This window comes from Enterocloster sp. OA13 (assembly GCF_022440595.1).
Classification (GTDB): domain Bacteria; phylum Bacillota; class Clostridia; order Lachnospirales; family Lachnospiraceae; genus Enterocloster; species Enterocloster hominis.
On sequence record NZ_JAKNTF010000001.1, the window covers coordinates 1948835 to 1961205 of the forward strand.

Here is a 12371-nt window from a genome sequence, read left to right on the forward strand (position 1 = left end):
GAGTAATGATATGAATATACAATGGTATCCCGGTCATATGACCAAGGCGAAACGGGCCATGAAGGAAGATATCAAGCTGATTGACCTGGTAATCGAACTGGTGGATGCCAGGGTGCCCCTGTCCAGCCGGAATCCGGATATTGATGATTTGGCCAAGGGAAAAGCCAGGATGGTGCTGCTGAATAAGTCGGACCTGGCGGATGAGCGGGTTAATGCGCAGTGGGCCGCATGGTTTGAGGCAAAAAACATCCACGCCGTGAAGGTGGATTCAAGAAACAAGGGGACCTTAAAGCAGGTGCAGTCCGTTGTACAGGAGGCATGCAAGGAAAAGATTGAGCGGGACAGGAAACGTGGGATCATGAACCGTCCCATCCGCACCATGGTGGTTGGGATTCCCAACGTGGGCAAATCCACCTTCATCAATTCCTTTGCCGGAAAGGCATGTGCAAAGACCGGCAACAAGCCTGGCGTGACAAAGGGAAACCAGTGGATCCGCCTCAATAAGACGCTGGAGCTTTTAGATACCCCGGGAATCCTTTGGCCCAGGTTTGAGGACCAGAGCGTGGGGCTTAAGCTGGCTTTGATCGGCTCCATCAACGACCAGATCCTCAACAAGGACGACCTGGCCTGCCAGTGCATCCGCATCCTGAAGGAGCGGTATCCCGGCATGGTATCCCAACGGTTCGGCCTTGAGACAGAGGATAAGGAACCGGCAGCCATCCTGGAGGATGTGGCTAGGCAGCGTTCCTGCCTGATGAAGGGCGGGGAGCTGGATATTGCCAGGGCGGCCGCCATGGTGCTGGATGATTTCAGGGCAGGAAAACTGGGACGCGTCACCCTGGAGCGGCCCGAAGACTATAAGGATAAAGAGTGACCGGATAGGACGGGACACGGAAAGGCAGACAGTGGCGGCAAGAGTATTAAAGGGTGAAAGACTGGAAAAGGAACTGGCCCGTCTGGAGGCCATGACTGAATATGAAAAAGAGTATGGAAGCAGCGCCTTCATATGCGGTATTGACGAGGCGGGAAGAGGTCCCCTGGCAGGCCCTGTGGCGGCAGGCGCGGTGATCCTTCCAAAGGACTGCCGGATCCTCTATCTCAACGATTCCAAGAAGCTTTCAGAAAAGCGCAGGGAGGAACTGTTTGAGGAGATTAAGGAAAAGGCGGTGGCATGGTCCGTGGGCATTGCGACCCCTGCCAGGATTGACGAAATCAACATCCTCCAGGCCACCTACGAGGCCATGAGGGAGGCGGTGGGCCAGCTTACCGTGAAACCGGATGTGCTGCTCAACGATGCCGTCACCATACCGGACCTTGATATCTTACAGGTACCCATCATTAAGGGCGATGCAAAAAGCCTGTCCATTGCGGCGGCCAGCATCCTGGCCAAGGTCACAAGGGACCACATGATGGCGGGGTACGAGGAAATGTTCCCCGGCTACGGGTTTGCAAAGCACAAGGGCTACGGGACGGCAGCCCATATTGCGGCCATCAGGGAACTGGGACCATGCCCCATCCACAGGAGGACGTTCATCCGGAATTTTGTGGGGCAGACATATGAATAAACGGGAGACAGGCAGCTGCTATGAAGAACTGGCAGCTGTTTGTTTACAGAAAAAAGGTTACCGCATCATTGAAAGGAATTACCGCTGCAGGCAGGGGGAAGTGGACCTGGTCTGCCGTCACGGAAGGTACCTGGTGTTCGTGGAAGTCAAGTACCGTTCCAGCGGACGCATGGGCGGGCCGCTGGAGGCGGTGAACCGGGTCAAACAGGAACGCATCCGTGCCGCAGCGGTTTACTATATGTTCAGCCACAACATCCCGGAGGACTGTCCCTGCCGTTTTGATGTGGTGGGAATCCTGGGGAATCAGGTGGAACTGATCCAGGATGCGTTTTAGCAAAGCCTGTCCGGCGGGCAGGGATATAAGGAATCAGGAGGGAATGCCATGTCAATTAACTGGATATATAAGGACGACAGGAAGGTTTTCAGCAACGTGGAGCGCGGCGGTGTGCCATACCTTTCTTTTAAGGCGCTGGAGGACACGGGGATGGTGGTAAACGGCTTCTCCACCCGTCTGGGCGGGGCCAGTAAAGGCCGGTTCGCCACCATGAACTTTTCCTACAGCAGGAAGGATGACCCGGCGGATGTGCTGGAGAATTTCACGCGGATGGCGGATGCGCTGGGGGTGGAGCGTGACCGCATGGTGGTTTCCTACCAGACCCATACCACCAATGTGCGCAGGGTCACCCGGGAAGATGAGGGGAAAGGCGTCATCCGTGAGCGGGATTATAAGGATGTGGACGGCCTGATTACCGATGTGCCAGGGATTACCCTGGTAACCTTTTACGCGGACTGCGTGCCCCTGTACCTGGTGGATCAGGCCCATCGTGCAATCGGACTCAGCCATTCCGGCTGGAGGGGGACTGTTAAGCGCATGGGCCAGGTGACCATGGACGCCATGAAGGAGGCCTTTGGGACACGGCCTGAGGATCTGACGGTCTGCATCGGCCCCAGCATCTGCAGGGACTGCTTTGAGGTAGGGGAAGAGGTGGCAGAGGCGTTTGCAGAAGCCTTTGACGCCAGATACAGGGATGAATTATACAGCGCCAATGGAAAACCGGGCAAATACCAGCTGGATCTGTGGAAGGCCAATGAAATCATATTCCGTGAGGCCGGCGTGCCAAAAGAGCAGATACATACCACGAATATCTGCACCATGTGCAACAGTGATTACCTGTTTTCCCACCGCAGGGTGGGGGAGGAGCGGGGGAACCTGGCAGCCTTTTTAAGTATCAGGTAACTGCCGTGAGTCCATTGTGGGGAAGGATGGGAATCTGTAGTCCTCTCTTCCCTGGAAGGAAATCAGCTGGCTGGGTCATGGACATACCATTCCCTGCGGCGCGGTGCCGGGATATGAGGCGGTCCTGCTGTTGGATCCGGCCCAGTGCCGGGTCCGCCCAGGCCCTGCTTTTAGCGGCTTTATGGGAGAACCGGTCAACCTGCTGTGGATGATGCTGCTTACGGGGGACGAATATAGAATGGCAAAGGAAGGCGGCGGGGAAAGCCTCCTGGAGAGAAAGGGGGATGACCCGGCTTCATGGAACCTGGTGTAGCCTGGCTTTTGTAAAGTATGAAATACATAAAAAGATGCACGGCCCATTCCATGACAGGTTGGGCCGTGCATCCTTTTATCCCTGCAGCCAGGGCTGCTATCTGTTTGTAATGATACCAGGATCTGTTTGAAAATTCATTCCCGGTCCAGTCACACCGGTCTATGATTATACCAGTTTCTGGAAATACTCATATCCGCCATTCTGGTATTTCTGTACCAGCTTCTGAATCTTTTCTGTGGGGGAGAGGGAGGCGCTGATGGAACGGTCATGGTTCAGTGCATTGATGATGGCCGCAATGTACTTGCTCATATCTGCTTCCAGATACCAGTCCCTCTTTAACAGGTCGGGCGTGCGGTAATTCAGGTTGGTGGTGATGACATAATCCAGATAACCCTGGGTATGGAATTCATCGAACTTCTCAAGGCCGTTGGTGAAGAGTCCGAAGGTGCAGCATACGATGACCTTCTCCGCCTTGCGCTCCTTTAACTCCTTACAGGTATCCAGCATGCTCTCGCCGGAAGATATCATGTCGTCAATGATCAGCACGGTTTTTCCTTCCACGGAAGAACCAAGGAATTCGTGGGCAACAATGGGGTTGCGTCCTCCGATTACCTGGGAGTAGTCCCTGCGTTTGTAGAACATGCCCATGTCAACGCCCAGGTTGTTGGCCAGGTAGACCGCCCGGTTCATGGCGCCCTCGTCCGGGCTGATGATCATCAGGTGTTCCTTGTCAATCTGGATGCTGGAGTCATGGGTGAAGAGGCTTTTGACAAACTGGTAGGTTGGCATGAAGTTGTCAAAGCCGATTAACGGGATTGCATTCTGTACGCGCGGGTCATGGGCATCGAAGGTAATGATGTTCTCCACGCCCATGGCCGCCACTTCCTCAAGACCCATGGCACAGTCCAGGGATTCGCGTTTGCTGCGCTTGTGCTGGCGGCTTTCATATAAGAAAGGCATGATTACATTCACCCTGTGGGCGTTTGTGCAGGCGCCGATGATGCGCTTTAAATCCTGGAAATGGTCATCTGGCGACATGTGGTTGGTATAGCCGCTTACGGTATAGGGGATGCTGTAGTTCATTACATCCACCATGACGAAGACATCTGCGCCCCGGACGGATTCTCCGATAACAGCCTTGCCTTCCCCGGTACCGAATCTGGGGCAGCTGCATTTTAACAGGTAAGAATCCACGTCATAACCGCGGTAGTGAAGGTCCTCCTTGCGGCGCATAAGCTCTTCCATGTCATTGCGTCTGAACTGTACCACGTGGTCGTTTACCTTGGATGCCAGGTCCTGGCAGCTTTCCAGGGCAGCGATTTTCAGGGGCGCAACCGGAAGGGAATCTTTAAATACGAAATTGTTAGCCATGATAGCTGTACTCCTTTGTCAAATAAGTAAATAATTACCAATTTTCATATGTCTGCATATTATCACATATGATTTATACCATTTTTTATTTGACCGGGTCAAGGGGTTGCAGATATTTCCTCAAAAAAAACAAAACATTTTCCTAAAAAGAACTTGTCATTTACAAAAAAGGGCAATATTGTTATTATATAAGTTAAAAGACTTTACAAGTAAGGACACGTATAGTAAAATCAAGCGGATGCAATTTTATCTGAAGGGTATGGTACGCAATGGAATCAGGCAGGAAGCCGGGCAGGACCAGCTGCGAGTGCTGCGGCAATTATGTATATGATGAGGATAATGATTACTATATCTGCGAAGTGAATCTGGACGAGGACGAGATGGGCCGTTTTTTAAGTGACACCATGTATGCCTGTCCTTATTACCAGTCTGATGATGAGTACAGGATTGTAAGGAAACAGATATAGGATGCTTTGAAAGAGAGGAAATGACATGAGTAAACCAGTGGTAGCGATTGTGGGCAGGCCCAATGTGGGAAAGTCCACGCTGTTCAATGTGATAGCAGGAGATACCATTTCGATTGTAAAGGATACGCCGGGGGTGACCAGGGACAGGATTTATGCGGACTGTACCTGGCTGGATATGAATTTCACACTGATTGACACGGGCGGGATTGAGCCGGATACAAAGGATATCATCCTTTCCCAGATGCGGGAACAGGCCGAGATTGCCATCTCCACTGCAGATGTAATCATCTTCATCGTGGATGTGCGCCAGGGCCTGGTGGATTCGGACGCCAAGGTGGCCGACATGCTGCGCAAATCCCGCAAGCCGGTGGTGCTGGCGGTAAACAAGGTGGACAGCATAGCCAAGTTCGGCAATGACGTATATGAGTTCTACAACCTGGGTATCGGCGAACCGGTTCCCGTATCAGCTGCGTCCAGGCTGGGAATCGGCGACCTTCTGGATGAGGTGGTGAAGCATTTTGACGGGGAGAAGATAGAGGAGGAAGAGGACGACCGCCCAAGGATTGCGGTTGTGGGCAAGCCCAATGTGGGAAAATCCTCCATCATCAATAAGCTGCTTGGGGAGAACCGGGTCATTGTAAGCGACATCGCGGGCACCACAAGGGACGCGGTGGACACGGAGATTGTGTACAACGGCACGCCGTATGTGTTCATCGACACGGCTGGCCTGCGCCGCAAGAGCAGGATTAAGGAAGAACTGGAACGCTACAGCATCATCCGCACCGTGACGGCGGTGGAGCGTGCGGACATCGTGGTGGTTGTCATTGACGCCGTCGAGGGCGTGACGGAACAGGATGCCAAGATTGCAGGTATTGCCCATGAGCGCGGCAAGGGTGTCATTGTGGCCGTGAACAAGTGGGATGCCATTGAGAAGACGGATAAGACTATTTATGAGTATACCAATAAGATAAAAGAAACCCTTTCCTTCATGTCCTACGCAGAGTATATCTTTATTTCCGCGGCAACGGGACAGCGTCTTCCAAAACTGTTCGAAATGATTGACGCGGTGCGGCAGAACCAGAACCTGCGCGTTGCCACGGGCGTGCTGAATGAAATCATGACAGAGGCAGTGGCCATGCAGCAGCCGCCGTCTGACAAGGGAAAGAGGCTTAAGATTTACTATATGACCCAGGTTGCAGTGAAACCGCCCACATTTGTAGTCTTTGTAAATGATAAGGAACTGATGCATTTCTCTTATACCAGGTATCTGGAAAACCAGATCCGCAATTCGTTCGGGTTTAAGGGCACGTCCTTAAAATTCCTTATCCGCGAGCGTAAGTCAAAGGATCAATAAGCACAGCAAGGGGGATAATGGAATGGAACGGATCATATGTTTAGTCATGGGATATGTGTTTGGGCTTTTTCAGACGGGTTATATATATGGCAAGGTCAAGGGGATTGATATCCGCCAGCATGGAAGCGGCAATTCGGGAAGTACCAATGCCCTGAGGGTCATGGGGGTAAGGGCTGGCGCCCTTGTGTTTCTGGGGGATTTCCTGAAAACCGTGATTCCCTGTTTCCTGGTGCGCATCCTGTTCGCATCCCGGCCGGAATATGTCTATGTCCTGATCCTCTATGCCGGATTCGGTGTAATCCTGGGGCATAATTTTCCGTTTTATCTGAATTTCAAGGGTGGAAAGGGCATTGCCGCAACAGCGGGAATCATGTTTTCCCTGGATTGGAGGCTGACGGCGCTGTGTCTGGCTGCATTCATCCTGATTGTGGCTGTCACCAGATATGTGTCGTTGGGATCCCTTGTGGTTTCCACCATTTTCCTTATCTGGAATATCATGATGGGACAGATGGGCGCCTATGGTCTGTCCCAGACATCAAGACTAGAATTTTACGGGGTTTCTGCGGTGATATCCATCATGGCCTTCTGGAGGCACAGGGCCAATATTGTAAGGCTGGTGCAGGGCAGGGAGAATAAGATAGGCGCGAAAAAGCAATAAAATATCAAAATGGACGGTGAAGTTATGGCATCAATCGGTGTAATTGGATCAGGTACATGGGGGACGGCGCTGGCAGTGCTGCTTCATGGCAATGGACATCAGGTGGTAATCTGGTCGGCAATACCAGAGGAAATAAAGGAACTGAAGGCAACCCATGCCCACAGGAACCTGCCGGAGGTGGAGATTCCGGAGGCAATCGGTTTTACGGATGATCTTGAGGAAGCCATGGAGGATAAGGACCTGCTGGTCCTGGCAGTGCCTTCTGTATTTGTCAGGAGCACGGCCAAAAGGATGAAGGCATATCTCCGGCCGGGCCAGGTCATTGCCAATGTGGCCAAGGGAATCGAGGAGCACACCCTTATGACCCTGTCACAGATCATAGAACAGGAACTGCCCGAGGCAGAGGTGGCGGTCCTGTCCGGCCCAAGCCATGCGGAGGAGGTAAGCCGGGGACTGCCCACCACCTGTGTGGCGGGCGCGCATAAGAAGCATGTGGCGGAATTGGTACAGGGGATTTTCATGAGCCAGGTGTTCCGGGTGTACACGAGTCCGGATATCCTGGGGATTGAGCTGGGCAGCGCCTTAAAGAACGTGATTGCCCTGGCAGCCGGTATGGCTGACGGGCTGGGATACGGTGATAATACAAAGGCGGCCCTGATTACCAGGGGGATTGCGGAGATATCCAGGCTGGGAATCGATATGGGAGGCCGGCTGGAAACCTTTGCAGGGCTTACGGGAATCGGTGATCTGATTGTCACCTGTGCCAGCATGCACAGCCGCAACCGACGGGCAGGCATACTGATTGGCAGGGGATACACCATGGAGGAAGCCATGGCGGAGGTGAAGATGGTGGTGGAAGGCGTCTACTCAGCCAAGGCAGCCCTTGCCCTGGCTGAGAAGTATAACGTATCCATGCCCATTGTCGAACAGGTCAATGCCATACTCTTCGGCGGCATGCCGGCCAGGGAAGCCGTGTCGGAGCTGATGCTCAGGGACAAACGGATTGAGAATTCCGGCCTGGAATGGGAAGCGGAATGACAAATGCCATGAAAATTAAGGGAGGGAACGTCTGGATTGGCGCCCCTCCCTTAAAAAATGGGGGCTTTTGCGGTAATAAGATGAATTTGGGCACAAATTTTCGGTCATTCACGAAAAATAACCTATAATTTTTATGAAAAGGTTGACAATCCTTCTGCAACTACCTATAATATAGAAAGCTTTATAAAGAAAGTCCGCGGTTATTCAGACGCGGAAGGGTAAGGAAAAGCAAGAGGAGGAAAAATTATGAAAAAGAGATTATTTAGTCTTGGTCTGGCAGTAGCCATGGCTGCTTCTTTAACGGCATGCGGCGGTTCCAACACAGCAGAGACAACCAAGGCAGCAGAGACTGCCGCGGCATCTAAGGATGCGGCTGGTGAAAGCAGTGAGACAGAAGCAGCGTCAGGCGGCGTGATTAAGATTGGCGGTATCGGACCCACCACCGGCGGCGCAGCTGTATATGGTCTGGCCGTACAGCACGGGGCACAGCTGGCGGTTGATGAGATTAACGCGGCAGGCGGTATCAATGGCTGCACGGTTGAATTTAATTTCCAGGATGACGAGCATGACCCGGAGAAGTCCGTAAGTGCTTATAATACATTAAAGGACTGGGGAATGCAGGCGCTGATGGGCACCGTGACTTCCGGCCCATGTATCGCGGTTGCCGATAAGACGGCTGCTGACAACATGTTCCAGATTACCCCATCCGGTTCCGCCGTGGAGTGTGCGGCGAATCCTAACGTGTTCCGTATCTGCTTCTCCGATCCGGACCAGGGCGCTGCTTCCGCTAAGTACATAGGCGAGAACAAGCTGGCATCCAAGATTGCCGTTATCTATGACAGCTCCGATATCTATTCCAGCGGCATTTATGAGAAGTTTGCAGAAGAGGCTGCTGCCCAGGGTCTTGAGATTGTTGCGGCTGAGGCGTTCACGGCTGACAGCAACAAGGATTTCTCCACCCAGCTGCAGAAGGCTAAGGATGCAGGCGCAGAGCTGGTATTCCTGCCAATCTATTACACAGAGGCGTCCCTGATCTTACAGCAGGCTGACAAGGCCGGTTTTGAGACACAGTTCTTCGGATGTGACGGTATGGATGGTATCCTTCAGGTTGAGAATTTTGACACCAGCCTGGCAGAGGGCCTGATGCTGCTCACACCATTTGCAGCAGATGCAACAGATGACCTGACGGTTAACTTTGTAAAGAGCTACAAGGATGCATACAACGAAGTTCCTGTACAGTTCGCAGCAGATGCATACGATGCAATCTATGCCCTGAAGGCAGCCATGGAAGATGCCAATGTGACCGCTGACATGGATGCAAGCGCTATCTGTGACGCCCTGAAGGCTTCCATGCTGAACATCAAGTTAGACGGACTGACCGGCGAAGGCATGACATGGACCGAGGACGGTGAGCCGCACAAGGCGCCAAAGGCCGTTAAGGTAGTGGACGGAGCATACGCAGCCATGTAAGCATTTCCCATCCACGGGAAAGTGGACGGGCTATCACAACACAAAACCCAACAGAGGGTTGTCACTATGACAACCCTCTTGTTTATAGTAAGGTTTCATGATATCATAAGTTACAGGATTACGCTGCTTCACAGCGGTAAATCAAAAAAGACTTCAGACAAAGAGGTGCAGGTATGGGCTTTATTAACTATTTAATCAACGGCATAAGCCTGGGCAGTGTATATGCCATCATAGCTCTTGGATATACAATGGTTTACGGCATTGCCAAAATGCTGAACTTCGCTCACGGCGATGTTATTATGATTGGCAGCTACGTGGTATTTGTCACGGTCAGCACCATGGGGTTCCCGCCATTGGTGGGTATTCTTGTGGCGGTCCTGGCATGCACGCTGCTGGGTATGACCATTGAGCGGATTGCGTATAAGCCTTTGCGCGGCGCTTCACCTCTTGCCGTACTGATTACGGCCATCGGTGTCAGCTATCTGCTGCAGAATGTGGCCCTGCTCATATTCGGCGCGGATACGAAGTCATTTACGTCCGTTGTCACCATTCCTGCCATCAAGCTGGCAGACGGACAGATGACCATTACAGGTGAGACCATTGTGACCATCCTTACCTGTATCATCATCATGCTCGGCTTAACCACATTCATCAATAAGTCCAAAGCAGGCCAGGCCATGCTTGCTGTTTCTGAGGACAGGGGCGCGGCAACCCTGATGGGGATTAATGTAAACGGCACCATTGCCCTTACCTTTGCGATTGGCTCAGCACTGGCCGCCATTGCAGGTGTGCTCCTGTGCTCTGCTTACCCCTCCCTTACCCCGTATACAGGCTCCATGCCGGGTATCAAAGCCTTTGTTGCGGCCGTGTTCGGCGGCATCGGCTCCATCCCGGGAGCGTTTATCGGCGGAATCCTTTTGGGCGTGATTGAAATCCTTTCAAAAGCATACATATCCTCACAGATGTCCGATGCCATCGTATTCTCTGTGCTGATCATCGTACTGCTTGTCAAGCCCACCGGTATTCTGGGCAAGAAGATTAATGAGAAAGTGTAGGTGCCGGTATGAAGAGTAATGCAAAACGTAAGACATTCATCAATAATATGATTACATATGGGATTGTAATTGCAGCCTATATCATCATGCAGGTCCTGGTTGGCACCGGCCATGTATCCAGTCTGTTAAAGGGGCTTTTGGTTCCTTTCTGTATCTATGTGATCATGGCGGTTTCCCTGAACCTGACCGTGGGGATCCTGGGTGAACTGAGCCTGGGACATGCAGGCTTCATGTGCGTGGGCGCATTTGCAGGCGCCCTGTTCTCTAAATGCATGAAGGGTTCCATCAATCCCACCCTGAGCCTGGTGATTGCCATTGTAATCGGCGCAGCGGCGGCGGCTGTGTTCGGTATGCTGATTGGAATCCCGGTCCTCCGCCTGAGGGGGGATTATCTTGCAATCGTGACCCTGGCCTTTGGCGAGATCATTAAGAATCTGGTCAATGCCATTTACCTGGGGCGGGATGCCTCCGGTTTCCACATATCCTTTAAGGATTCCATGTCCCTGAAGCTGGAAGAGGGCGGGGAAATCCTCATTAAGGGTGCCCAGGGAATCACGGGCACGCCCCAGGCAGCCACCTTTACCATAGGCGTCATCCTGGTGCTCATTACCCTGTTCATTGTGATGAACCTGGTTAATTCACGTACAGGACGCGCCATCATGGCTATCCGTGACAACCGTATCGCAGCAGAGTCCATTGGCATCAATATCACGAAGTACAAGCTGCTGGCATTTTCCATCTCAGCAGGACTTGCGGGTGTTGCAGGCGTGCTGTATGCCCATAACCTGACCACCCTTACCGCGCAGCCCAAGAACTTTGGATACAACATGTCCATCATGATCCTTGTGTATGTGGTCCTGGGGGGCATCGGAAGCATCCGTGGTTCAGTCATAGCAACGGTCATCCTGTACCTCCTTCCGGAAATGCTCCGGGGACTCAGCAATTACCGTATGCTTATGTACGCAATCGTACTGATCCTGGCCATGCTTTTCAACTCCGCACCGCAGTTCGTGACGATGCGTGAACGCATCATGGACAGGTTTGGCAGGAAAGATAAGAAACCGGCAAAGGAGGCAGCGTAAGATGGCATTACTTGAAGTTAAGAATTTAAGCATTTCCTTTGGCGGCCTCAAGGCGGTTGATAATTTCCAGATAAGCATAGATAAGGGACAGCTCTATGGGTTGATTGGACCCAATGGCGCCGGGAAGACAACGGTATTCAACCTGTTGACCGGTGTTTATAAACCGGATGCCGGCAGCATCGAGTTAAACGGCATCAATGTAACGGGAAGGAAGACAACGGAGATTAACCAGTCCGGCATTGCCAGGACATTCCAGAACATCCGCCTGTTTAAGGACCTGTCCGTGCTGGACAATGTAAAGGCAGGACTGCACAATCAGTACAGATATTCCACGGCAGCAGGTATTTTCCGGCTTCCGCAGTACTATAAGACGGAGAAGCAGATGGATGAGAAGGCCATGGAGCTTTTAAAAGTATTCGGTCTGGATGAAGAGTGCGATTACAAGGCATCCAACCTTCCCTACGGCAAGCAGAGAAAGCTGGAGATTGCCAGGGCCCTTGCCACAAAACCAAAGCTTCTGCTTTTAGATGAACCGGCAGCGGGCATGAATCCCAATGAGACAGCGGAGCTTATGGACACCATCCGCTTTGTACGCGATAATTTTGATATGACAATCCTTCTTATTGAACATGACATGAAGCTGGTAAGCGGCATCTGTGAGGAACTGACCGTGCTGAACTTCGGCCAGGTACTGTGCCAGGGACCTACCAGCACCGTGCTTCACAATCCGGAAGTTGTCAAAGCATATCTTGGTGAATAGG

Annotated in this window: 13 protein-coding genes and 1 pseudogene; 13 read left to right on the top strand and 1 reads right to left on the bottom strand. The window is 52.3% G+C overall.

The features are described 5' to 3' along the window. Positions 1 to 10: 10 nt before the first annotated feature. The 5 genes and pseudogenes from ylqF to MCJ35_RS08570 all read left to right on the top strand — a co-directional run. Entirely contained in the window at positions 11 to 874 is an 864-nt protein-coding gene (gene ylqF, locus MCJ35_RS08550; protein WP_008725426.1) for a ribosome biogenesis GTPase YlqF, read from the top strand. A gap of 31 nt (positions 875 to 905) precedes the next feature. Continuing rightward, a complete protein-coding gene (rnhB, locus tag MCJ35_RS08555) occupies positions 906 to 1565 on the top strand; it encodes a ribonuclease HII (RefSeq protein WP_008725427.1) in 660 nt (219 codons plus the stop codon). Then, entirely contained in the window at positions 1558 to 1899 is a 342-nt protein-coding gene (locus MCJ35_RS08560; RefSeq protein WP_025482052.1) for a YraN family protein, read from the top strand. The genes rnhB and MCJ35_RS08560 overlap by 8 nt, the downstream gene beginning before the upstream one ends. 48 nt (positions 1900 to 1947) lie before the next feature. Next, positions 1948 to 2802: a peptidoglycan editing factor PgeF gene (pgeF, locus tag MCJ35_RS08565; RefSeq protein ID WP_025482051.1), complete on the top strand. Its 855-nt coding sequence runs from the start codon at positions 1948 to 1950 to the stop codon at positions 2800 to 2802. Between the two features lie 58 nt (positions 2803 to 2860). Then, positions 2861 to 3115, top strand: a pseudogene (locus tag MCJ35_RS08570) (suppressor of fused domain protein); the annotation flags it as partial. 165 nt (positions 3116 to 3280) lie between these two features. On the opposite strand, the gene MCJ35_RS08575 reads toward MCJ35_RS08570, so the two are convergent. Continuing rightward, positions 3281 to 4486, bottom strand: a complete 1206-nt coding sequence (locus tag MCJ35_RS08575; protein WP_008725437.1) for a ribose-phosphate pyrophosphokinase — start codon at positions 4484 to 4486, stop codon at positions 3281 to 3283. Positions 4487 to 4755: 269 nt separating this feature from the next. On the opposite strand from MCJ35_RS08575, the gene MCJ35_RS08580 reads away from it, so the two are divergent. From MCJ35_RS08580 to MCJ35_RS08615, 8 genes are all read left to right on the top strand, one after another. Beyond that, on the top strand, positions 4756 to 4953 hold the full coding sequence (locus tag MCJ35_RS08580; RefSeq protein WP_008725450.1) for a DUF6472 family protein: 198 nt from the start codon (positions 4756 to 4758) through the stop codon (positions 4951 to 4953). 25 nt (positions 4954 to 4978) lie between these two features. Beyond that, the gene (gene der / locus MCJ35_RS08585; protein WP_025482049.1) at positions 4979 to 6307 is read left to right on the top strand and encodes a ribosome biogenesis GTPase Der; all 1329 of its coding nucleotides are present in this window, start codon (positions 4979 to 4981) and stop codon (positions 6305 to 6307) included. 22 nt (positions 6308 to 6329) lie between these two features. Beyond that, positions 6330 to 6965 (top strand): glycerol-3-phosphate 1-O-acyltransferase PlsY, encoded by a 636-nt coding sequence (plsY, locus tag MCJ35_RS08590; protein WP_008725454.1) that lies wholly within the window; start codon positions 6330 to 6332, stop codon positions 6963 to 6965. Positions 6966 to 6989: 24 nt separating this feature from the next. After that, a complete protein-coding gene (locus MCJ35_RS08595; protein WP_025482047.1) occupies positions 6990 to 8003 on the top strand; it encodes an NAD(P)H-dependent glycerol-3-phosphate dehydrogenase in 1014 nt (337 codons plus the stop codon). Positions 8004 to 8249: 246 nt separating this feature from the next. Next, positions 8250 to 9473, top strand: coding sequence for an ABC transporter substrate-binding protein (locus MCJ35_RS08600; RefSeq protein ID WP_025482046.1), 1224 nt, complete (start codon positions 8250 to 8252; stop codon positions 9471 to 9473). A 173-nt stretch (positions 9474 to 9646) separates the two neighbouring features. After that, positions 9647 to 10528: a branched-chain amino acid ABC transporter permease gene (locus tag MCJ35_RS08605; protein WP_008725457.1), complete on the top strand. Its 882-nt coding sequence runs from the start codon at positions 9647 to 9649 to the stop codon at positions 10526 to 10528. An 8-nt stretch (positions 10529 to 10536) separates the two neighbouring features. Next, positions 10537 to 11610, top strand: coding sequence for a branched-chain amino acid ABC transporter permease (locus tag MCJ35_RS08610; RefSeq protein WP_008725458.1), 1074 nt, complete (start codon positions 10537 to 10539; stop codon positions 11608 to 11610). Position 11611: 1 nt separating this feature from the next. Next, on the top strand, positions 11612 to 12370 hold the full coding sequence (locus MCJ35_RS08615; RefSeq protein ID WP_025482045.1) for an ABC transporter ATP-binding protein: 759 nt from the start codon (positions 11612 to 11614) through the stop codon (positions 12368 to 12370). The last annotated feature ends 1 nt before the right edge of the window (position 12371 follow it).

Coding starts and splice junctions, on each gene's coding strand:
- MCJ35_RS08605 (WP_008725457.1), top strand. CDS start 9,647: ATGGGCTTTATTAACTATTTAATCAACGGCATAAGCCTGGGCAGTGTA.
- MCJ35_RS08560 (WP_025482052.1), top strand. CDS start 1,558: ATGAATAAACGGGAGACAGGCAGCTGCTATGAAGAACTGGCAGCTGTT.
- der (WP_025482049.1), top strand. CDS start 4,979: ATGAGTAAACCAGTGGTAGCGATTGTGGGCAGGCCCAATGTGGGAAAG.
- MCJ35_RS08595 (WP_025482047.1), top strand. CDS start 6,990: ATGGCATCAATCGGTGTAATTGGATCAGGTACATGGGGGACGGCGCTG.
- MCJ35_RS08575 (WP_008725437.1), bottom strand. CDS start 4,486: ATGGCTAACAATTTCGTATTTAAAGATTCCCTTCCGGTTGCGCCCCTG.
- MCJ35_RS08600 (WP_025482046.1), top strand. CDS start 8,250: ATGAAAAAGAGATTATTTAGTCTTGGTCTGGCAGTAGCCATGGCTGCT.
- ylqF (WP_008725426.1), top strand. CDS start 11: ATGAATATACAATGGTATCCCGGTCATATGACCAAGGCGAAACGGGCC.
- pgeF (WP_025482051.1), top strand. CDS start 1,948: ATGTCAATTAACTGGATATATAAGGACGACAGGAAGGTTTTCAGCAAC.
- MCJ35_RS08580 (WP_008725450.1), top strand. CDS start 4,756: ATGGAATCAGGCAGGAAGCCGGGCAGGACCAGCTGCGAGTGCTGCGGC.
- plsY (WP_008725454.1), top strand. CDS start 6,330: ATGGAACGGATCATATGTTTAGTCATGGGATATGTGTTTGGGCTTTTT.
- MCJ35_RS08610 (WP_008725458.1), top strand. CDS start 10,537: ATGAAGAGTAATGCAAAACGTAAGACATTCATCAATAATATGATTACA.
- MCJ35_RS08615 (WP_025482045.1), top strand. CDS start 11,612: ATGGCATTACTTGAAGTTAAGAATTTAAGCATTTCCTTTGGCGGCCTC.